The sequence below is a fragment of the aff. Roholtiella sp. LEGE 12411 genome, assembly GCF_015206995.1.
Lineage (GTDB): Bacteria > Cyanobacteriota > Cyanobacteriia > Cyanobacteriales > Nostocaceae > Komarekiella.
This window is the reverse complement of the sequence record NZ_JADEXR010000045.1, coordinates 19,593-43,822: the sequence shown is the minus strand read 5'-3', so window position 1 is coordinate 43,822 and position 24,230 is coordinate 19,593. Positions and strand designations below refer to the sequence as shown.

General features: G+C 42.3%; 10 protein-coding genes and 1 pseudogene. 5 read left to right on the top strand and 6 right to left on the bottom strand.

Features of this window, described 5'->3' with window-relative positions; translation table 11 throughout:
• A pseudogene (locus IQ246_RS30360) lies at positions 1–631 on the top strand (transposase); the annotation flags it as partial.
• Positions 632–1,004: 373 nt separating this feature from the next.
• Here IQ246_RS30360 and IQ246_RS12635 read toward each other — a convergent pair.
• The 6 genes from IQ246_RS12635 to IQ246_RS12610 form a co-directional block, all read right to left on the bottom strand.
• A complete protein-coding gene (locus tag IQ246_RS12635; RefSeq protein WP_194003493.1) occupies positions 1,005–1,493 on the bottom strand; it encodes a DUF3598 family protein in 489 nt (162 codons plus the stop codon).
• A gap of 1 nt (position 1,494) precedes the next feature.
• A complete protein-coding gene (locus tag IQ246_RS31275) occupies positions 1,495–8,988 on the bottom strand; it encodes a type I polyketide synthase (protein WP_194003491.1) in 7,494 nt (2,497 codons plus the stop codon).
• Positions 8,989–9,042: 54 nt separating this feature from the next.
• The gene (locus tag IQ246_RS12625) at positions 9,043–10,503 is read right to left on the bottom strand and encodes an acyl-CoA-binding protein (RefSeq protein WP_194003489.1); all 1,461 of its coding nucleotides are present in this window, start codon (positions 10,501–10,503) and stop codon (positions 9,043–9,045) included.
• A gap of 16 nt (positions 10,504–10,519) precedes the next feature.
• Positions 10,520–12,259, bottom strand: coding sequence for a fatty acyl-AMP ligase (locus IQ246_RS12620; protein ID WP_194003487.1), 1,740 nt, complete (start codon positions 12,257–12,259; stop codon positions 10,520–10,522).
• A gap of 23 nt (positions 12,260–12,282) precedes the next feature.
• Positions 12,283–13,140 (bottom strand): 2OG-Fe(II) oxygenase, encoded by an 858-nt coding sequence (locus IQ246_RS12615; protein WP_194003485.1) that lies wholly within the window; start codon positions 13,138–13,140, stop codon positions 12,283–12,285.
• A gap of 507 nt (positions 13,141–13,647) precedes the next feature.
• The gene (locus IQ246_RS12610) at positions 13,648–13,959 is read right to left on the bottom strand and encodes a hypothetical protein (RefSeq protein ID WP_194003483.1); all 312 of its coding nucleotides are present in this window, start codon (positions 13,957–13,959) and stop codon (positions 13,648–13,650) included.
• Positions 13,960–15,069: 1,110 nt separating this feature from the next.
• Between IQ246_RS12610 and IQ246_RS12605 the strand changes: the two genes are divergently transcribed.
• From IQ246_RS12605 to IQ246_RS12590, 4 genes are all read left to right on the top strand, one after another.
• The gene (locus tag IQ246_RS12605) at positions 15,070–15,870 is read left to right on the top strand and encodes a 2OG-Fe(II) oxygenase (protein WP_194003481.1); all 801 of its coding nucleotides are present in this window, start codon (positions 15,070–15,072) and stop codon (positions 15,868–15,870) included.
• Positions 15,871–15,884: 14 nt separating this feature from the next.
• The gene (locus IQ246_RS12600; RefSeq protein ID WP_194003479.1) at positions 15,885–16,676 is read left to right on the top strand and encodes a 2OG-Fe(II) oxygenase; all 792 of its coding nucleotides are present in this window, start codon (positions 15,885–15,887) and stop codon (positions 16,674–16,676) included.
• Positions 16,677–16,853: 177 nt separating this feature from the next.
• Positions 16,854–17,885, top strand: coding sequence for a TauD/TfdA family dioxygenase (locus IQ246_RS12595; protein ID WP_194003477.1), 1,032 nt, complete (start codon positions 16,854–16,856; stop codon positions 17,883–17,885).
• Between the two features lie 242 nt (positions 17,886–18,127).
• Positions 18,128–24,181 (top strand): non-ribosomal peptide synthetase, encoded by a 6,054-nt coding sequence (locus tag IQ246_RS12590; RefSeq protein ID WP_194003475.1) that lies wholly within the window; start codon positions 18,128–18,130, stop codon positions 24,179–24,181.
• The last annotated feature ends 49 nt before the right edge of the window (positions 24,182–24,230 follow it).

The following is a 24,230-nucleotide window of genomic DNA, read 5'->3' as shown; positions in this document are numbered from 1 at the left end:
GTTCAAGCTAAATGACTCCACTACATGGTGGATACCTGACCAAAAATTAGAGGTCAATGATTCAAAAATGGGGCGGATGTCCATCCACCTGTGGTGTAATCTCCATTTTCAACAGTCTTCTCAACACTCCATGAATCTAATTCAAATTCAACGCTTGGATGAATTAGGGCAGCCAAAAACTAAACCTTTATGGTTGGTGTGGGTTGGAATTGAAATGTCTCCTCTGTCTGAGTTATGGCGACTTTACTTTCGCCGATTTGCGATTGACCACTGGTATAGATTTGCCAAACAACGACTACATTGGACGCTTCCAAATCTCAGCACTCCAGAACAGTGTGAGCGATGGAGCGATCTTTTACCACTCATGACCTGGGAATTATGGTTAGCACGCGATTTTGTTACCGACAACCCTCTACCTTGGCAAAAACCAAAACCCAAGCTGAGTCCCGGACGAGTGGCTCAAGCAATGGGAGAAGTTTTCGCGGCAATTGGGACACCAGCTCAGGTTCCCAAACCCCGTGGAAAGTCTCCTGGATGGCCAGAAGGTCAAACTCGCACTCGTAGAATTCGTTATCCAACCGTCAAAAAAAGCACCACAAAACCCAAAAAACAAACGCCACAATCTGCTTAACTCTTCGATTTTCAATTTTGGAGTGTAAAGCTTGTGACTCAGTTATCCTGAGTTACTTTGTCATGCGTTTAGTCTAAACTCCAGTAAGTAAATACACTCGTCTTACTTATCCTGACTGATTTTCGCTTTCTTTGCAAAAAACTGGGATGCTCCCGATTCCAACGATCGCACTCTACTTTAAGCATCCTCGTTTTGTTCTCTACTACACCTACTTCTTCAGAGTAATATTTCTTCTGGCAAAACTCCAGTTCTCAAGATGGATGAGGTTTAGCTCTTTTTTCTCGTTTAAAATACTTTTTTTTCATAAGGGGATCGGTAGAACCACTTTTTAGAATGAAATAGCCCTGCCCTGAACGGGTACAAATTTTATCAGCTAAATAATCTTGTGTTCAACAACAATCATGAACCCAGAGAATTTTCCATCGGGTGGTTTAAACTGTTGTAAAGTTCTGATTCTCTGGTGATCATTAATTAAGTTGATAGTTTCAATTGCTAATGGAAAACCCGCTATTTTATCTGATACGTTAATGATGATTACATGATCACTATATTCGTCTACAAGCATCTGGAAGTTACAATAAGGATAATCGGGACTTTCAAAAAGTACCTGACCCTTTCCCACAGCCTTGCCAAAAAAACTTATGTTAACAATTTGGCCATTAGGATATTTATTCTGATTAGTTTGTACCCATTGATTGTTAACAATGTTTTGGTGTAAAACTGATGTAAATCGCTCAATTTCATTACCATCTTGGTCTAGACGAGTCCACTTACCTTCCCAAGTACCAACAAATTTTGGCAAAACTTGAAAGTTTTCTAGTTGGATTTGATTATTTGTGTCATGATTAACCAAATTTTTCATATCATCTCGCTTTCCGCTTCAAGTTCTTTAACTTTCGGATACTAGCTGCTTCTAAATTTTGTTCTTCTGCAATCTGTTTTCGTTTGTCTGATTGAGTAAGTCTTTCTGCGATCGCATCTATCAAAATATCAGGCTGTTTAATCACAGTGCGTAAAATTGTTTCAAATTGCTGCATCCAATGCTGAATTGTAGAGGCACTATAAATATCTGAATTGTAATTACACTTCAATGACATTTGACCGTCTATCTCAAGCATATTCCAAGTTAGTTCCCGGTGAGTGATGCCAATGTAATTTGTAAATCCCTCAACTTCCAGCCCCAAAAAATTGAGATCACTGCCAAATTTATCCATCCCAACTAGTGTTGAAATTAAAGGTGAACGACTGGGATCGCGCTTGATTTTAAGTTGCTTGAGCAATCGGCTAAGAGGATAATTTTGATGCTCATATCCATTCAAAAGCATTTTTTTAATAGTAGTAAGATAGTCGATAAACCTTTGGTTTTTGACTGAAAACCGCAATGGCAACACATTAACACAATAACCAACTAGGTCTTTACGTCCTACACAGGATTGCCCAGTAGTAGGAACACCAATCACTATGTCATCTTGGCCTGACAAATGATATAATAACAGATTAACCACTGCTATTAAGGTCATCAACAAGGTACATCCATGTTGACTACTGAAACTTTTGATTTCACAAAAGCAGTCAGTATCAATAATCATAGTTTGTTCAACCCCAGCGTAAGTTTGTACAGGGGGTCGGGGATAATCTGTAGGCAACTCTAAAACGGGAATTGCATCAGCAAATTGCGCTAACCAGTAAGCTTCATCTCCTAGCATTTTCTCTCCCTGGCTTTGCTGTTCTTGCCAGTTTATATATTCTCGGAATTGCATAGGTTCTTCAAGTTCATAGGGAACACTCTGACATTCTGCTGAATATATCGTGCCTAATTCCTTGAAAATGACATCAATTGACCAGCCATCAATAATGATGTGATGAGCAGTCAGCACTAACAGATGGAGTTGTGACTCTAGTTTGAGAATATGGACGCGCAATAGAGGCCCAACGCTGAGATTGAAAGGTTTGCGTCCCTCTTTTTGCAGCCACTCAGCTACTTGAATTTCGCGATCGCCTTTGGCGCTGTGCTCTGCACAATCGCATTTATCCAAAGTTGAGAAATCAATTACAGAAACATCTATGTTCACAGAGGGCAATATCTGCTGAAAATCGCCCTGACTGCTGATTATAGTTCGTAATGCTTCGTGACGATGCACAACTTTTTGTATAGCCTGATGCATCACCTTTAAGTCAAGAAACCCCTGTAATTGCAGACTTACAGATTCGTTATAGGCAATTAAACCCTCCTGACTCATCTGCGCTAGAACCCAGAGTTGCTTTTGAGCCTCAGTTAGGGGAATTTTGTGTGCTGCTTCAGCCACAATTACGGACTGTTGGGGTAGCTTTGAGGCACAGGGAATGGACACAGCTTCTCTAAATCCGCTTGAGTGCAACAGTTCTTCCCATTGGCAACTAGAAAGTAATGGGTAAGATGGTCGCAAATCGCGATCGCAGAACTTCCACCACCCCTCGGTTAGCCCAAATATTAAATCTAACCAACGCTGAGGAACCGTTCCTTCCATCAGCACTAGCAATCCTCCTGGAGCCAACAATTGTAATACGTGCTTCAGTGATTGCCGCAGATACTTAGTAGCGTGCAGTACGTTTGATGCCACAATTACATCATACTGATGAGCAGCAAAGCCTTGGATTTCCGGCTCTTGTTCTATATCTAAAACCTGATATTGTATGTATGGATAATCATCAAACTTCTGCCTAGCTTTACCTATGAATAAAGAGGACAAATCGGTAAATACATATTCTGTTTGTTCGGCTCTTAGGTGAGGTAGGATATGGGCAGTTGTTCCCCCAGTCCCAGCACCAATTTCGAGGATTCGCACTTTACTATGCTTGGGCGAATCTTCTAATGCGATCGCAATTGTCTTTTGCACCAGAGCATTCATGATCCGAGCTACGGGTGAATCCTGATACAACTTGGTTAAGCTTGTTGCATCCCCATTGGGAAACAACAACTGTAGCGGATGGCGTTTTCCTTGCAATACCTGTGCTAGTTCTTGTCCGCAGCGCTGTAGCAAAGATAACTCCACTTCTAAAGCGGAGTATTTAATTAAAATTGCCCTTTCCTGCAACTGTGAGTCTGGAATTTCCGGTACTCGCAGCACTTCCCACTGATCATTAACTTGACGAAGTATTCCTTCTTCCTCCAGCATCTCCAATAGCCGACGTAGTAGCCGTTGATGTTGGTTAACCACGCTCAACTGTTCAGCGATCAATGCGAATGTAAATTGCTTACCAAGGTGAAACTCCCAACCCATTTGCTGGAAGGCTTTGAGAACATAGGTAAGACTCAAAGCCTCCAATTGAATTAATCCTTGTTGATAAGCTTCTAAGTCTTGCTGGACAATTAATTGATTGAATTGGGGTGTGAGGCGATCGCTAATTTCTTTAGGGGTTGGCAAATCAATTGCTGCTTTTTTGGCTTTATTAGTAGTTCCTCTTTTTTCTGCTGGCGTGGTAGACAAGGCTGATGTTAAATTTACAACTTTCTCATCCTCTTGCTGCTTACCGGTCGATTTGAGCCAAAATCCCCCTTCCCGCAGTTCTTCTACACTATCCTTGACAGCCTGAATCAGATCATCAACATCTTCATCTGTATGTGCCGTAGACAAAAAACAGTTACGCCCTTCCCAAATGTAGATGCCTTTTTCTAGTAAATGATAGAACAGTAAATCTATATTTTCTGTGGAGGCAAACCGAAATAGGGAGCCAAAATGCGCTAACTCTATCGGTACATTCTCTCCTTGAAAGTAAGCATTTAGCATGGCAGCTAACTGGGTAGTGCGCTGGTTCAACTGCTGCTGAAGGGCGACACCTTCCTGTTTGAGATATTGCAATACTGCCTTTGCGCCAGCCATTGCCAGATGATTTTTGTTAAACGTGCCAGCGAAAAAGGTCTTTTCCGCTTGAGGATAGGAGGCATCTCCATAGTTCCACTTCCCGCCGTCGATGCCATTCATGTAGGTTGCCTTGCCAGCGATGACTCCCATCGGTTGCCCGCCGCCGATAATCTTGCCATAGATGACTAAATCTGCATCAATGCCAGAATACGCCTGAAAGCCGCCTGGATGAATGCGGAAACCTGTAATTACTTCATCGAAAATCAAGGCAATTCCTGCGGCTTGTGTCAATTGCCTCAACTGCTGTAAAAACTGCTGAGGCTGTAAATTAGGGTGGCGACTTTGCACCGGTTCAACCAATACGGCAGCCAATTCACCAGCATGAGTTTGCAAAATCTCCAAGGATTGGGGATTTCCATAATCCAGCACCAGCACATCTGCTATGGCTAGTGGTGATATACCTACAGTCGTTGGTACAGCAGTGGTTTCACCACTAGCTGCCCTAGCTAAAACCCCATCGAAATGACCGTGATAAGAATTAGTAAATAAAGCAATTTTATTTCGACTCGTCGTCGTCCGTGCCAACCGCAGCGCCGTCATCACCGCTTCTGTACCTGAATTACAGAAAGTGACTCGCTCCATATTAGTTAGTTCGCAGATTAACTCAGCTACCTCTATTGCTAGATTTGACTGAGGGCCGAGTTGTATTCCTTGGTGAAGCTGTTCTGACAAGGCTTGAGTAATAAATGGTGCGCCATGACCAAACAGCAACACCCCAAACCCCATCGTGATGTCGATATACTTGTTACCGTCAATATCCCAAAATTTAGAGCCTTTTGCTCGTTCTCCAACGATGGGATAAACCATTTCCTTGATCGAAGGGCGGAATCCAGCCACAGATCTGCTATCGGCAAGAACCGAGCGGCTGGCTTGTGCTCGTTGCTTGGATTTTTGCGTCCGTTTGGTATATCGGGCGATTAGTGCTTCTAAGTGGCGCTGTTGCTGCGGGTTCAGTTGTTTAACTTGATTTTCTGCAACTGGTTTTTGGTTTTGTTTGCTGTTTTGGCCAGAATTAACGGCGGATGCGATCGCACCTCCGGCAGATGTAGAAGAAGATGGCACCTGGGTTCTAGTCTCCTGCTTCCCCTGTAAGATTTCTAGCTGTTGAGACATCACTTGCAGCTGCTGGCTCATAATTCGCTCTAATGCTGTCTCAGGCAACGCTCCTGCTGAAGTCGAAATCGGTGTACTATCAATTATAGGCAGTTCCTTTGGCTGTGCAGGCTGAGACAATGATTGTGGCAATTCTGGGGGTATATTTTCAGCAATGTAAGTTGCCAGCGCCTCAATGGTTCGATACTCTTCAAATAGCTGGCTAATAGCAATTTTGATGCCATAGGTGTTTTCAATTTTTGCCACCGCATCAATGAGGATGAGCGAATCAGCCCCCATTTCTAGAAAAGGTGTATAAATATCTACTTGTTCAGGGACTACTTGCAGTAAATTCCCTACTAGAGAACGCAATGTTACCAAAATCTGCTGTGGCGGCTTTGGGGAATGATTTTGATTGCTCTCCATCTGTGAATACTCCTGCTTTGCGTCTTTGCGGTTCGTTATTTCATCGAAAGTCGGCGGTAAACTCCATCCCCAGGTGTCTGTAGAGGGATAGCCGCCCGCCGACTTGGGGCATTGGGCATTGGGCATTGGTGACTCTTCCCCGTGCCCCATCCCCGATTTCCCTTGTGGGTAGAGTTTTTCATCTCTATTGTTTGGAACCCTAGGTACTGGGGAAAGACTGTCTTGCTCAATTGGTGTGGGGTTGGAATCTCCGTTAAAATTCATCACTACTCCAGCCGCCGATTTAATCCAGTAACGTTGACGTTGGAAGGGATAGGTAGGAAGCGATCGCCGATTTCTGGAATAATCTTGATCAAATGCCATCCAGTTGACATTTATTCCCTGGACGTATAAAGCAGATAAACTCGAAAGCATTACTTGCCAATCCTCTTGCCTTTGGCTAAGTGTTGAGAGCCAAGTTGCAGGAGTTGGCTGGCATTTTTGACCCATTCTTGCCAGTATGGGCTGGGAACCGATTTCTAAAAATAGGTTATAACCCTGTTCAAATAAAGTATTTATCCCCGCCATAAATTTGACTGGCTCTCTGGTATGGCGTCGCCAGTAGTTCGCATCAGGGATATATTCGGAAGGCAGCATTTCGCCCGTCAAGTTAGAAATCAGGGGTAAGCGTGGAGTTTGAAACTGTACTTGGCTGGCCTCGGTTTCAAAGGCATCTAGCATCGGTTCAATCAGTGGCGAGTGAAAGGCGTGAGAGACTCGTAACTGTTGAGTTTTGATTCCTTCTGCTTCCAAGGTGGCAACCACTGCCCGGATTGGCGATCGCACACCGGAAATTACAATATTTTCCGGGCCGTTAATTGCGGCAATGGAAATTTCTTGTGAGTATGGTTGAATTGCCGCTTGCACTTTGCTTTGGGACGCAAATACAGCTACCATCTCACCATTTTGAGACAAAACCTGCATTAATCTAGCACGCCCAGCAACTAGCTTCAGACCTTCTTCCAGGCTAAATACACCGGCTACACAAGCGGCGACATACTCACCCAAACTATGACCAATCACGATATCCGGTATTATACCCCAGGACTGCCATAATTCTGCGAGGGCATATTCTAGGGCAAATAAAGCGGGTTGGGTGTAGGCGGTTTCGTCTAGAAGAGAACTTTCACCCCCAGCTGAATAAAGAATTTCCAGCAAGGGCTTTTCTATATAAGGACGTAGAATTTGATCACAGCGTTCGAGGGTTTTTCGGAAGGTGGGTGCTTGTTCGTAAAGTTGACGACCCATACCTACGTACTGGGAACCCTGTCCTGTAAATAAAAAGGCTATTTTTGGGGTTTTGCGGCTGGCAACCTTGCCATTTAACAGTCCAGATGTTTCCTTGCCTACCGTAAAATTACGGAGGCGATCGCCCAACTGTTGATGTGACTCAGCGACAATTGCCAGCCGATGGGCAAAATTTGACCGTCCCGTGTTGGCAGTAAAGCAAATATCTGCCAGGGATACCTGGGGATGAGACGCTAAGAAATCTGCATAACGTTGCGCCAGTTCTTTCAAAGCCGCCTCATTTTTAGCCGATAACGTCAGTAGGTGCAAAGATCGCTCTACAACTTCTTTCTTTTGACTCTTGACTTTTGACTCTTGACTTCCCTCTGGTGCTGCTTCTAAAATCACATGACAATTTGTACCACCGAAGCTAAACCCACTTACACCAGCCAAATGGCGATCGCTAGTAGTTACAGGCCAAGGTTGACATTCTCTGGGAATAAAAAACGGCGTTCCATCTAAACCCAGATGGGGATTTAACTTTTGCAAGTGGAGGTGGGGAGGAATTTCCCCATGTTGTAGCGATAACACCACCTTTATTAAACCTGCTATCCCGGCAGCATTTTCCAAATGCCCAATGTTTGTTTTTACCGACCCAATCCCACAGTGTTGTTCTGAGGAGCGACCCTGCATCAATACTGCCTTTATAGCTCTAATCTCAATGGGATCTCCTAAAGGAGTCCCAGTCCCGTGCGCTTCTACATAGCTAATTTCTGCTGGTGAAACGAGGGCATTTTTTAAAGCTTGGCGAATCAACGCCTGTTGAGCCAAGCCATTGGGTGCTGTAATGCCGTTGCTGAGTCCATCGTGATTAACTGCCGAACCTCTAATTACTGCTAAAATGCGGTCTTCATCCTGAATGGCATCACTGAGGCGCTTGAGAATCACAATCCCGCAACCCTCTCCCCGCACATAGCCATTAGCACTTGCGTCAAAGGTTTTACATCGGCCATCAGGTGACATCATTCGGGCTTGGGAGAAGGTAATCGTCATATCTGGCGATAGCATCAAACTCACGCCGCCAGTAATGGCCAAGTTGGACTCGCCAGTTCGCAAACTCTGACAAGCAGAGTGAACGGCTACCAAGGATGAAGAGCAGGCTGTTTCTATGGCCATACTTGGCCCATGCAGATCCAGAAAATAAGATAAGCGATTGGCAGCAATGCTAAGAGTCAGACCAACGCCATTATGACTATTGATGTTGGCTAAGTCGCTACATAAAAACCTACCGTAGTCGTAGTTGCCAATCCCAATGAAAACCCCAGTTTGGCTACCTGCTAGATGCTTTGGTACAACGCCAGCATCTTCTAAAGCCTCCCAAGCTACTTCTAAAACTAGTCTTTGCTGGGGATCCATGCGTTCGGCTTCGCGGGGAGAAATCCCAAAAAAGCCAGGATCAAATTGATCCACCATGTCTAAGAAACCACCCCAGCGAGTATTCATTTTTCCTGGAGTACCTACATTGGGATCGTAAAAAGCATCAATATCCCATCGGTCTTTGGGCACTTGGGCGATCGCATCAATGCCGTTATGCAAAAGCTTCCAGAATGACTCAGGATTGTTAGCATTGGGAAAACGGCAACCGATGCCGATAATCGCTATAGGTTCCACTTTTGACCTTTGGTTATCTATATCACAACATCATTTTTCTTTACCTACAGAAGCTTACGCCAAGACTTGCATTTCCTCTGCTATGTGCTGGGCTAAAGCCTCAATAGTGGGGTATTCGTACACTAGAGTTGGAGCAAGTTCATATCCCACCCAAGCCTCAATATCCCCAATTAGAACCGTTCCTTCTGCCGATGACAAACCATAACGTTCAAAGGGAATCTCCACTTCGATTTCATCTGGCTGCATTTCCAATAGTTCAGCTAAATAAGAGATTAACCAATTTTGAATATCCGCAGCTTTTAATAATCCTTTATTTACCGTTCCAGTATTGATGATGCTGCTGGTAGAATCTTTGTTATTCTTACGTGGCAGAGTCGCTACCAATTGGCTATAACGCTTCATCGCTTCGGTAGAATTCATCCCTTGATATTGATGCCACGCTTGCCATTGAATGTATTTGCGGGGATGCAAAATTGGATTCGGTTCTTGTTCTTGACAATCTCCTTCTAACGCCTGTTTTTCTAAACCGTAAATCTCTAATTGTAGTTTGTCTTCAGGAATATTTACGTGAGCAAAGCGAACCAAATTAGACATGAGTTGAAATTGCACTTCCGTCTCATCTAAATCATGCGAATTTCTAACTACGTTATGTCCGTAATCATCACGTCCTGAAACTAAAATACAAAAATGCCTTTTAATATTATGTGCATTTTCATCAATAAAATCTCCTTTCCAGCGATAAGGATAAACTTGAGTACTCGGACGTACATAACGCCCAATAATTGCCAAACGGCGGCGATTCGAGTTGTTGGGCAGCGAACAATGCATGGTACTTTCAGTAAAGATGATCGCTTGACCCGCCTTGACTGGTACTGCTTCTACTTCCCAGTCATTTTCATCAAATTCATAAGACAAGGAGTATTGTTGCTCTTTTTGCCAAACTGTTTTGTGAGCACTGATGCCAGCAAACACACCTTCAGATGCTGGAACACTCCCTTTTAATATTTTAAATATTTGCTGCTGCGAACCATTGGCGAAACGCATACAGCCATTTTCAAGGTCGGCATCTTCAAGTGCTACCCAGACAGTTAAATTTACAGGGTTTTCATCGAGAGAATAAACTAAAGTTTTCTTTTCAAAATCAATGTCACTTGATGTATAGAATTCTTTCGCTTGATGCCATTTTATTTCTCCTTGTCCGGGCATCTTACAAAAGACATTAGTATACCAAAGCAATAAATTCTCCCCAGCAATTTGGTTTAATCGCTGAATTAAGTTTGAATTCTTAAATATTTCTACTATTGGTTGATGAAATAGATGATGATCCCGGGGTGTTTCTAGGTTAATAACATTATTATAGAAGGTGATTATTTGCTGACCATCTGCTTCTTTGATGGTGCGACTATTGGTTTCTAAACACTCTTTAACTGCGGCAATTTCTGGTGCAGAAAAAATATCGAGTGGGCCAACCCACCCTTTTTCTTTAAAATGTTGAATTTGAGCTTGATCTAACACAAACTTATCTCTCTTTTTATAAAATTACTGCTAATTTTTGCGTTTTTTCTGAGGTCAACACATCTAATGTATGATTCAAAAACTTTTGACGGCAAGCTTGACGTTGAATTTTACCACTGGAGGTCTTAAGAATAGTTCCTGTTTTGACTAATACAACAGTATGAATTCGGATGTCATGCTCCACTGACACTGCTTGACGGATGTTACCCACGACTTCATTTACATCTAGCCGTCGCAGATAACTCCGCTCGACTTCCTGAACTACTACCAATTGCTCCCTGCCTTTGACTTCCACTGCAAACGCTGCTGTGCAACTTTTTCGCAATGCTGGATGACTATTCTCAACAGTCAGTTCAATATCCTGGGGATAATGGTTGCGACCTTCGATAATAATCGCATCCTTGAGTCGCCCTGTAACAAATAACTCGCCATCCTTAATAAATCCTAAGTCGCCTGTACGTAGAAACGTTCTAGAATCAGTGTCTTTTAGGGTTGCTTGAAAGGTTTCTTGTGTCTGTTGGGATTTCCTCCAATAGCCAACAGCAACGGTGGAACCTGAGATCCAAATCTCACCCACTTCCGCAGCTTGGCATTTTGTGAAAGATTCGGGATGAACGATCGCAATTTCTGTATCAATCTCGCTACGTCCACATCCCACTAAGGTTTGCACATTTTGCGAATCTGATCTAGCCTCCATTACCCGATTTTGTGCTAGTGCATCTGCATCAACTTGCAAAAACACAGGCGCATCTTGCTGGCGCGCCGCAGCCACTTTCAGGGTAGCTTCTGCTAAACCATAACCGGGACAGAAGGCAGTTAAATCAAATCCACAAGGTTTAAAGGTTTCGGCGAATCGTTGTAGAACATCTGCTCTAACTGGTTCAGCACCATTTAAAGCCATCTGCCAACTACGGAGATCCAGAGTAGCTTTTTGTTCTGAGGTTATTTTACGCACGCACAGATCGTAGGCAAAATTCGGAGCGCCGCTATGAGTCCCTTTGTAAATCGAAATTGCCTGTAGCCATCGCACTGGTTTATGCAGAAAGGACACAGGGGGCATCATGTAGCAAGAACACCCTTTATACAAAGGTTCTATAACTCCATAGATTAGCCCCATATCATGAAAGGTTGGTAGCCAAGTGACAATGATGCTGTCTGGTGTGTGATTCCATCCCAGGTCAAGGTCTGCACAGTTAGATAGCAAATTGCCGTGGCTGACCATTACTCCCTTGGGAGTGCCTGTAGAACCAGAGGTGTACTGGAGGAACGCTAAGGTGTCGCTGCTGACAATTGGTTCATCCCACGATTGTGCCATGTCTACATTGATACCATCGGTCGCTAGCCAGTGCAACTGTCCTAGCTCTGGGTTTTGTAGCAACCAATGCTGAGTATTAGCCAGGACTGATGTGGTTGTTAGGGCAAAGGTCGCTTCTGCATCGGTTGCGATCGCCAACAACCTAGACATTAATTGATTTGCACGGGGGGGATAGACGGGAACAGCGATCACCCCGGCGTAGAGACATCCGAAAAAGGCGGCAATAAATTCTAAACCCGGCTGATATAGTAGTAAAGCTCGTTGACCACTGGCGTTAAAACTCTGAAGTTGAGCTGCGATCGCCCGTGCCAATTGCTCTAATTCTTGATAGTTTAAGGTATCTGTCTCTATTTCTCCATCCTTAAGAAAGGTATAAGCTTTCTTGTCAGGCTGGTGTCGCGCTCTTTTTCCCAAAGCATCTACTAAAGTAGAAAATTCCATGACATTATTGCCCTATCAATCGGCTAACTCCAGTAGAAAACTTTTTCACGATGCTTTGAAAAGGCAAGAAATCCACCAACGGTGATCCGACGACGAGAACCTTCAACCGCAGAAACGCGGTGCAAAATTCTCCCCGCATCAAACACCACCAGAGAACCAGCTTGCGGACTGAGGAACATTTGGTCGTAATCTTCCATAACTGAGGCGATCAGCTTACCGTTCACTAGACCATTTTTCCTGGTTCCACCATGCTCTTTATCCGGCCACTCTGTTTGTGACCACTCTAAATCATAAAGAACTAATTCTCCCCCAGCATCCGCAGCACTCAATACTACAAAATAGCTGAGATGATCTTCGGGTTCGACTATGGTTTCTAGATGACGATATCCTGGTGTGCAATGCAGAAACTGATTTTCAAAGTGCCAGCCCATGTCTTGACCTGGCTCTAAAACTCGAATTGTCGTTGGAGTATAGGCGTAACCATCAGGAGTCACAGGAAGTTCCACCGGACGACCACCAGACATAGCACCAATCACTTCTGTAAACCGCGTCTCGAAATCTGCTCCTTCACTGAAGAGTTGGCGGCAATATTTACGAAAATCAACCGCTTCGTTACAATACTGAGTTATGTCGGCATCGCATACGTATAATGCCGGGCCATAAATCAGAACATCTCCAAAAGGCGAGCCGGGAAATGGGCCTTTGCGCGTTAGTTGACTGACGACTTTGGTAATATCTTCCTGGGAAAAGAAATTCTTGACCACCACACCATGAATTTGGCGATCGCAAATATCTCTAATCCCCTCTGGATACTTACCGATTTCACTGACATCCAGTTCAACAAAATTGTATAGAGACTTGGCTATAGGTGAATAAAGCATGATTTTCCAAAAAACTCATTATAGTTCATGTCTTGCACCAGTCGCAGTGGCTTGGCTACACGAGACCAAACCTGCTTTTGCAGGTTAACAAACCCTTGATTTGGTGTTAATCCACCTCTGTAGACTTTGGTTGTGTAGTAGCGAATTCTATTCGCCGAGGACTTTTCAAACAACCTCTTAGGGTTCGATCAAACTTGCCCACCCTATGCTTATTGAGAAAGGTGCAAGATTTCAGTTAGAGGAGGCTTAAAGTAGATAAGCTGTTACGCAAATAAACTTGTATATTTTGCGCTTAGATTGTCAAGAGTCAAAAGTCAAAGGCTGGCTTGGACTTCCAACTCTTGACCTTGGACAGCCTAAACGTGCATCAGCTTACATCTCAGCTTCAGTAGATATACTTTGGCAGAGTTAGCTGACAAAGCATTACCAATCCTGTTTTTTTGAACAGCGGGTTTTTCAAAAGCTGAGATGTATCAAATTTCTGATTAGAGTTGGAAAAGCCAGATTTCAGCTCTTACCAACTGCACTTCCAAGATGGCAAGTGCTGCTGCAATAGCTGTCCATCATCGAAGCCATCATGGGGTTGAGGTCATATTGGCTTTTCAGCGAATTGAAATACTCTTTCACATCCGTCTCAGAAACATCAAAGCCTCTAGATTTTGCCACTTCAGCAAGTTTTTTTGCTGTAGCGTCTACTCTGGCTTCTCCATTAACGTTTGTCAGCCCACTAAAAGCAGTTTTCAAATCTGAGTTTTTAGCTGGATCTGTACTTTCTGTTGTAATTTGTTTTACAAATTCAGTGAATTTTGCTAGTGACATTTGGTCTCTCCTAATTGATTGTTTGTAATTTTGCTCTCTGTTACTAAGAAACACATCTCCAACCCTTGCTTAGTCAAGGTTTTCAATTTAAATGTGTTTCTTATTTATGGCTGCACGAGCGAAAAACGCACACGCAAGAGGCTCATACCTTTCACCACTGCTTGATTGCAAGTCTTATATATCGTAATTTTGTATGGTAGACCCTGGTTAGCGTTACCAAAAAATAAAAAAGATTCAGAAGCCAGAAATCAGAGTGCTCCATGCCTAAAGTCAGGGGTTTCAATAAAGAATTTTTTTCTTTTTCTCCACTGAATAAATCTGGGGGCTTGAAACCGTAATTTACCACTGACCAGCACATAATTCATACTTAATTTTGGCTTTTTACTTCTGAACTCTTCTTCGGTAAGTCTTTGTACTTCTAAGCTATGGACAGTGCTTACCTACGGTGAATAAGAGTAGTGCAAGATATGGTCTCTACTCAAATTTATAGAACTTGTGCAGAGAAATCCGCTGTCTACCAAAAATTCAGATATCTAGGATTTTGGATGGGGCAGATTAGCCTTTGAATCAGATTATTTCATATTTATTAGCTAATTTCAATAGCAAATATGGAATCTGAAATTTAACCACGTTAGTACCATAACATTAAATGTTCTATTTAAAATATTGCTCGTTTAAGGAATGCGGAGATGTGCCATGCCACGTCTCTACAAGGGTTTTTAGTTTATCAAAGTTCTAGATAATTCTTGATTAAGAAATAATTATATATCACCTTAAATGTCTTAACTGTCTTAACTGTCTTATATTGCTCTGAAAGAAGAAAATATTTGTAAATTGGGTTGAACAAAGTAAAACCCAATAAAATCAAGAATTCTTGGTTTTGAGTTTCGTTCATTAACCCAACTTCCCCCTAGATTTAGAAAACTTAATGAAAACAAAGGCTTCTGGTTTTTATCTCGTGAGAGTTATAGAAAAGCGTTAAGACAGATAAAAATTTCATCAATAAGCATAAGGCTCTGTACAAAATAGATTTAATATGGGGCTATCACGTTAGCTTTATTTTGTGGTACAACTAGAAACGAAAAAATTTTAGTTCTGAAAAATTCAGTTGTGGCACACGTTCAAAACGATTTGTGGCTTACTCTTGACGCGGAATCAGTAACTGATTATCCCGATGGCGTTAACCAGATCTACAAAGGCGAGATCGATGGAATGCTTATCAAAGGAGTTTTCTCAAAAGAAGAAATGCTCAAAGTTAAACATAAACTTGAGAGCCAAAAAGATGCACTGACACTTCAACGTCGTACTCAAGGCTATGGGCAATTACTAGGAGCTCTTCTGGTGGAAAACCAGAGCGACACAACAAAATACTTCCAAGATGCAGCTATCTTGAGAGATGAGTTGAAAAATTTTTTTGAAAGCGGCTATGAAGCAACTGTTGAAGCGATACTGACTAAGATTTCAGGAGGTAGAACAGTCGAGTTAGCTCGAAAAAATGCCCAGCAGGTATATGCTCCGGCTCAAATCAGATTTGTACATCCCAATCAAGGCGGCATCAAATTACATCGAGGTAATGAATTTATTTCTAACCCAGCATTTGACCACTTAAGGCAAATTGCTAAAATCAAAGACTGTCTTGGCTATTATATAGTCATCGATAAACCAGAGCAAGGTGGAGAACTGTTTCTTTACGATCTGTTGCCAGAACAAACAGCAAAGGATAAAAAGTATTGGGATTTAGAGAAATCTCAAAAAAGATCCTATAACCCAGATATTGGCGATCTAGTTCTTTTTCACGAAGGCGTTATATGGCACGCAATTTCTGAAGTCAAAGGTCAAAAGACTCGGATCACCATAGGAGGCTTTGCCACTTTATCAAACGACGAGCATAAAATACACTATTGGGGTTAATCAAGGCTGGAATCATGACTTTTAATTTAGCTATCAAAAATTGGCTCACGATTGATGCTGAATCAATAACCAATTATCCAGATGGAGTGAATCAAATCTATAAATGCGAAATTGATGGGATGCTGATCAAAGGAGTTTTCTCGAAAGAAGAAATGCTCAGTGTCCAGAATAAACTTAATAGCAAAAAAGAGGTAAGAGACCCTTTATACTACGGAGCAATTCAAGGCGCTATTCTGGTAGCAAAGGGAAGCGACAGAACACAATACTTTCAAGATGCGACTATATTGAGAGAGGATTTAAAAAATCTTTTCAAAACTAACTATGAAGCAAGAGTTGAAGCCATTTTGACTAAGATGTCAGGAGGCAGAACAGTTGAGATACCCAAAGAGGATGCACAGAAGATTTATACACCGGCTACTATCAGATTTGTGCATCCCAACAAAGGCGGAATCAAATTGCATAGAGGCAATGAATTTCTGGGAGACGGGGCTTATGATTACATGAATCAAATTGCCAAAATAGTAAATGGCCTGAGTTATTTTATAGTTATCGACAAAGCAGAACAAGGTGGAGAACTAGTTCTTTACGATCTGTTACCCGAACAATTGACAACTCCTAAAAAAGATTTGGATTTAGATAAATGCAACAAACGATATCTGAATCCCGACATTGGAGATATGATTCTTTTCCAGGGTGGCAGTATTTTCCATGCAGTTGCTGATGTCCAGGGTAACAAGGAACGGATTACTATCGGTGGCTTCGTAGCGATTTCCAAAGATGATCAAAAAGTCTTCTATTGGAGTTAATTAGCCCTAAGACTTTACGGAGGTGTAGGTATGCAGGAGGAAATGATTGAGGGTTCTTAAACAATCATTTCAGCACAGGTGATATCTATAGTTAGTTTTTCTACCAAAGCCCTCCAAGCTTTCCTTCCCTTACGGTTATCACCGAATAAATCATCAATTGCCATCTCAAAAGTTCAGATGAAAAGCTCAAATTTTTCTGATTCTAGAAACATAGATAGATTTAGGTTGTTACCTAGAAAAACTATCAGCATTTTCCCAGAAGACTTAGTGAAAGTAGAGCATATTTTCCCTCAATCTCATCTTCCTTTAGTATTAAAACCTAATTTAGACGGGTTAGATTTAGCTGAATGGGCAAGCGATAATCGAGATTTTATTAGGGCTAAGTTACTACAGTATGGAGGTATTCTGTTCAGAAACTTCAGTATTGATGGCTCGACTCAATTTGAGAAGTTAATCAAGTCAATTTCTGGTGATTTACTAGAAGAACCCACTGAGCAGAACATACACAATGAAGAAGCATCTCCCAAACAAAATATATTTTTCCATAACGAGTATTCAGATAAGAGTTCCTGGCCTCTAAAAATCTTCTTTTTCTGTATTGAACCTGCACAGCAGGGAGGAGAAATACCGCTTGCAGATTGTCGGCGAGTTATTGATCATATTAACTCTAGGATAAAAGAGCAATTTCTCCAAAAGAAGTGGATGTTAGTTAGAAACTTTGGCGGTAATTTTAGCCAGACTTGGCAAAGGGTTTTTAAAACTACAGACAAGTCGGTAGTCGAAAAGTATTGCCTTAGTAACAATATTGAATTTGAATGGAAAGATAATAATCGTTTGAGAACTCGCACGGTTCTTCCGATTATTGCTCAACATCCTGAAACTGATGAACTAATTTGGTTTAATCAAGTTGCTTTTTTCCACATTTCCACTTTGGAACCATTGCTTCGAGAAGCTTTGCTAGCATTTCCAGAAGAAGACCTACCCAACAACACCTATTATGGTGACGGCTCTCCCATTGAAACTTCTGTAATAGATGAAATTAGCCAAGCATATCGGCAAGAAACAGTCATTTTTCCTGGCAATAAAGGGGACATACTAATGTTAGACAATATGCTAGTGGCTCATGGACGTACACCATTTGTCGGACACCAAGAAGTATTAGTCGGAATGTCTGAACCGTTTAGTTATAGTCAGGTTGCGCTTGAATAATACAGGACTTACGCAACTGGCATATTATTTTAAGTTCGTAGTAAGGACTAAAGTCCTCACTACAAACAAAAAATTGAGATTTTTGTGACACTTGCGTAAGTCCTGTAATAAAAACCACACACCGGGATTAGAGAATATATAGTCAACCCCTTTGGAGAATTCAAAATTGTTGATTTCTTAATCTTCAATTTTGATTTTTTTGGTCAGACATTCAATGATGTTAAGAAAATAGAGGTATCAATATGCAAGTGAAATCAATTGAGGGGTTTCAGCTTTCTCCTCAACAAAAACATTTGTGGCTATTGCAGCAAGGTATTTATAACTTACCTTTCCGCTCTCAATGTACTATTTTGATTGAGGGAAGTATCAATAAAGGGGTGTTAAAAGCTGCCTTAGAAAAAGTGGTCAATCGATATGATATCTTGCGGACTAACTTTCATTACTTACCTGGCATGAAAATACCAGTCCAGGTCATATCTGATCAAAAGCTTTTATCAATCCACGAACACAATTTAATTAATTTAAAACCCAAGGAACAAACAACAAAAATTGATTTACTTGTTAATGAATTGAAAAATTTACCTTTCAATTTTGAGCAAGATATTCCTTTGCATCTATCATTAGTTGCTCTCTCATCAACTAAGCATATCCTGATTGTCAGCTTGCCAAGTATTTATGGTGATACAGCAACACTCAATAATTTGTTACGTGAAATTATTTTGTGTTACACCGCCTGCTTAGATGGGCAAGATATTTCAAGTGAATCCCTTCAATATGCTGATATTTCTGAATGGCAAAATGACTTACTTGAGTCAGAAGATGAACAAACAGGAAAATTGTTTTGGCAGAAAATTAATAGAGCTAATATTCCTACTTTTTCGCTTCCTTTTGAATGCAAATTCGGTAAAGCAGAAGAATTTACACCCAAAAGTTTAAGTCTGGAAATTGAATCTAATCTAGTTAATAAAATTGAAGAAATTACCCAAAAATATGAAACTTCGGTTTCTTGCTTCTTCCTGACGTGCTGGCAAATACTTCTGTTTCGTCTGTCTGGTCAGGCAGATATTATTGTAGGTACTAGTTATGATTGTCGTAAGTATGAGGAACTGGTGGACGCTATAGGACTCCTCGAAAAATACTTACCTATTCATTCGCATATAGAAAAAAATATCCAATTCCACAAATTACTATGTCTAGTAGATGAATCTACTAGAGAGGCATACAAATGGCAATATTTTTTTGACTGGAAAGAAGTTGAAATAAGCAAAAAAGCAACAGATTCATATTATCATTTTCAATTTAATTTTAGAGAATCTCAAGACGAAGATTTATTAAATTTTAACTTAGGTCAGATATCATTTTCTCATCTTGATTTTTATAGTTGCATTGATAAATTTAAAGTTCAACTTTCTCTTTTACATATAAATGAATCTCTGAAAGCCAAGTTGTTTTATGACAATACTTTGTTTTCTACTCAAGAGATACAAATATTGGCAAGTCAATTTTACAACTTAGTAAAATATGTAATTGAAAACTCAACATCTGAGATTGGTGAATTAGAAATTCTGAGTGACATAGAGCGACAGTTGTTGCTTGAGGTTAATGATACTAAGACTGATTACCCCAAGCATTTGTGTATCCATCAACTATTTGAGTCTCAGGTAGAACAAACACCGGATGCTATTGCTGTAGTTTTTGAAGAACAGCAAATTACTTACCGAGAACTGAACTGTCGAGCTAATCAGTTGGCACATCATTTGCAGCAATTGGGAGTAAAACCAGGGGTACTGGTGGCAGTTTATCTGGAGCGATCGCTCCAGATGATTACGGCGGTGTTAGGCATTTTGAAAGCAGGAGGTGCGTATGTGCCCGTTGAACCTAGCTTTCCTAAAGTCCGCGTTCAACTGCTCCTTTGCGATCTCAAAATTAACTATCTAGTCACGCAGACTTCGCTTTTGCCGCAGATAAATGAGCTACAACAGCAACTACCTGCTTTAAAACACTTAATTTGTTTGGATAAATATCAAAAACCTGATTTAATTGACCACTCATTTGAACATCAACAAATTTGGATGTCTTCCTATCTGGAGCAGTTACCAATTGAAAACTTGCCAGATATAGTTAGCTCTGATAACGTTGCCTATGTCATTTTTACATCTGGTTCTACAGGGACTCCGAAGGGAGTTTTTGTTCGTCATCAACCCGTGATTAATCTCATTAACTGGGTTAACAGCAGGTTTAATATTAGTTCAGCTGATAGAGTTCTATTTATCACTTCCTTATGTTTCGATTTGTCTGTGTACGACATCTTCGGATTACTAGCTGCGGGAGGGTCGATTCAGCTAGTATCTAGCCGTGATCTTAGAGATCCAGAAAAATTGTTGCATCTGCTTTGCAACGAGCCGATTACCTTGTGGGACTCTGCTCCTGCTGCACTTCAACAACTACTACCCTTTTTCCCGACAATAAAATCTATCAATCAAAATAGCCAACTGCGTCTGGCCTTTTTGAGCGGTGATTGGATACCAGTAACGCTACCAGATATAGTTAGAACAGCTTTCCCAGGGGTTGAGATCATTAGTCTGGGTGGGGCAACTGAAGCAACAGTTTGGTCTAATTATTATCCAATTGGACAAGTAGAACCGCATTGGATTAGCATTCCCTATGGAAAACCAATCCAGAACGCACAATATTATATCCTTGACTCTTATCTCAATCCTTGCCCAATTGGTGTACCTGGGGAGTTGTATATTGGTGGAGAATGTCTTGCTTGTGGGTATTTCCACGAACCTATCTTGACGGCACAAAAGTTCATCCCCAATCCCTTGAGCGATGTACCAGAAGCGCGGCTCTACAAAACAGGGGATTTAGCCCGCTATCTACTGGACGGTAATATTGAATTTCTCGGTCGTATTGACAATCAAGTCAAGATTCGCGGCTTCCGCATCGAGTTGGGAGAGATTGATACGGCGCTGCGTAAGCACCCAGAGGTAAGAGAAACTGTAGTTATAGCCGTGGATGACGGTCTGGGTACGAAGCGCTTAGTCGCTTATATCGTTCCACAACGTTCGCTGTCACTGACAATCAGTGAACTACGCAGCTTTTTGCAGAAGCAACTACCCGAATACATGGTACCCTCCGCCTTCGTGATGCTGGACGCCTTGCCGTTAAGCATTAGCGGCAAACTAGATCGTCGGGCACTACCAGCACCAGACTGGACACGCCCCGAACTAGAAGCATCCTTTATTGCACCTCGCACTCCAGAAGAACAACTATTGGCTAATATCTGGGCCCAAGTATTGGGTGTCGAACGAGTGGGAGTGCAAGACAACTTCTTTGAGTTGGGTGGAGATTCTATCCTCAGCATTCAGATTGTCGCCAGAGCCAAGGAAGCGGGGCTTTGTCTGACGCCCATGCAGCTATTTCAACATCAAACGATCGCACAGTTGATAGCAGTAGCAACTAAGACACCTGAACTACAAACAGATCAGGGGTTGGTCACTGGCGAAGTACCTCTGACAGCCATTCAGCAATGGTTCTTTGAGCAGAATCTACCTGAGCCTCATCACTGGAATGTGTCGATTCTGCTGGAAACTCCATCAAATGTGAACCCCAACTGGTTGGAGCAAGCCATACAACACTTGAACAAACATCACGATGCTCTGCGCTTGCGCTTTGAGCAAGGGGGAGGGGGCTTACGGCAAATTCACAGCAATGCCGATGTTGTTCCATTCTCTCGGATAGATTTGTCGGCTCTCCCAGAACTAGAGCAAACTAGTGCGATGGAGACAGAGGTTGGCAAAATGCAGGTAACGCTGAATTTGTCAACCGCACCGATGATGCGAGTTGCTTTATTTGATCTCGGTACTCATCAATCAGGGCGTTTGGCGATCGCCATCCACCATTTAATCATGGATGGCATCTCTTGGCGCATCTGGTTAGAAGATTTCCACAAAGCTTACCAGCAGCTAAGTCAGGGTGCAGCCATCCAACTTCCCGCCAAAACGACTTCTTTCAAGCATTGGGCAGAGCGTCTGAGCATATATGCTCAGTCTACAGCCCTTGAGCCAGAGTCTGATTATTGGCTGAGGAATTCCCTCGATCAAGTCCCCCGATTGCCTAGAGATGATTTTGAGCAGCCCAACACCGTTGCCTCTGCCCGTACTGTCTGCGTATCGCTCAGTCGGGAAGATACCCAAGCCCTGTTGCAGGAAGTTCCAGCCGCCTATCAAAGCAAAATCAACGATTTGTTATTGACAGCTTTAGCACTAGCCTTTAGGCAGTGGACAGGAGAAAACACTTTATTAGTTGATTTAGAAGGTCACGGGCGGGAGGCACTTTTTAATGATGTGGATGTTTCCCGTACCATTGGCTGGTTCACCACCCGTTTCCCCGTCCGGCTGGACTTGGGAAGTACACAAGCAAGCGACGAGGTGTCTAGTACTACTGACTTGGCTTTGAAATCGGTCAAGGAGCAACTGCGCCAGATTCCTAACCGGGGGATCGGTTATGGATTGCTGCGCTATCTGAGTGGAAACCCAGAAATCACCAAGAAACTTCAAGTTCTTCCTCAACCGGAAGTTAACTTTAACTACCTGGGACAGTTTGATCGAGTCCTATCGGAATCAACACTATTTCGGTTAGCTAAGGAGTCTACAGGAGCCGAGCGGAGCTTGCAAGGAACCCGGACTCATTTAATTGCGATCGATGCGATCGCACTTGAAGGTAAACTGCAACTAAATTGGACTTATAGCGAGAATGTACATAAGCGATCGACAATTGAAAATCTAGCTGAGAATTTTATCGCCGCACTAGAGGGAATCATCCGTCACTGCCTCTTTTCTCGTGGAGGCTACACGCCTTCTGATTTTCCGTTGGCTAAGTTGAACCAGCAACAGATTGATCGACTAAGCGCGAAATTTGCGATTGAAGATATCTACTGCCTCTCGCATTTGCAGCAAGGCTTACTCTTCCATAGCCTATACACACCAGAGTCTAAACCTTATTTCCAGCAAAAAATCTTCACTCTGCAAGGAAATTTGAACGTTTCTGCTTTTAAGCAAGCATGGCAAAAAGTCTTTAATCGTTATCCTAGCTTGCGATCGGCTTTTATCTGGAAGGATTTGGACGAACCGCTACAAGTGGTGCTAAAGAACTTAGAAGTACCTTGGGAGCAGCAAGACTGGTGTCACTTGTCCACAAGCGAGCAAGAAGAACAGTTGCAAGCTTATCTCCAAGCAGATTTACATCAGGGCTTTTCTCTAAGCGACACACCCCCAATCCGATTGGCGCTGATCCAAACTGCTAAAGACATTCATCAACTCCTCTGGAGCCACCACCATTTGATACTGGATGGTTGGTGCAATTCCATTATTTTGAAAGAGGTCTTCAACTTCTATGAAGCATTGTGTAATGGTCAGGATTTATACTTAGAAGACAGCCCTGCTTACCGCAACTATATTGCTTGGTTGCAACAGCAGGACTGGTCTGGGGCAGAAACTTTCTGGCGGCAAATGCTTAGGGGACTACGCGCCCCAACCCAGGTAAAGGTAAGCGTGTCTGGTAGCTTGCTTAATCTTGAGCAGCAACATGCTCAAGAGCGAATCCAACTATCAGCCGATGTGACATCTGCTCTACAGTCCTTTGCCAGACAGCATCATCTGACGCTTAACACTTTAATTCAGGGCGTTTGGGCTTTGCTCCTCAGCCGATATAGTGGTGAGGAAGATGTTGTTTTCGGCGCTACTGTTTCCGGTCGTCCGCCAGAACTAGAGGGGGTTGAGTCAATGGTGGGACTATTAATCAACACCTTACCTGTGCGGGTGCAGGTTTCTCCTCATGTCTCTCTCCTCTGTTGGCTCAAGCAGTTACAACAACAACAAGCTGAGTTGCTTGAGTACCAGTACAGCCCATTGCTACAGGTTCAAGCGTGGAGTGAAGTACCCAAAGAAATGCCTTTATTTGAAAGCTTGGTGACTTTTGAAAACTACCCTGTAGATGCTTCTTTACTGGAGGGAAATGACAAGTTGAAAATTCTCGATGTTCGTTCTTTTTCAAGAACAAACTTTCCTCTCAGCGTCACAGTAGAAATGGGAGCGACATTGTTATTACAGATTACTTATGCTCCCGACCAATTTGATGCTCCCACTATTCGCCAAATGCTGAAACAAATTCAAGTTTTGCTGGAAAATATTCCACTCAATTGTGCCCATCTTCTATCTCAAATCTCCCTGACTGATGTAGCTGAAACTCAGCAGCTAATCAATAGCTTCAATGTTGACCTCGAATCTTGCTAATTCTTGCTGACCATCAATTAACTTACGATTAGTAATTATCCCTCTTTTC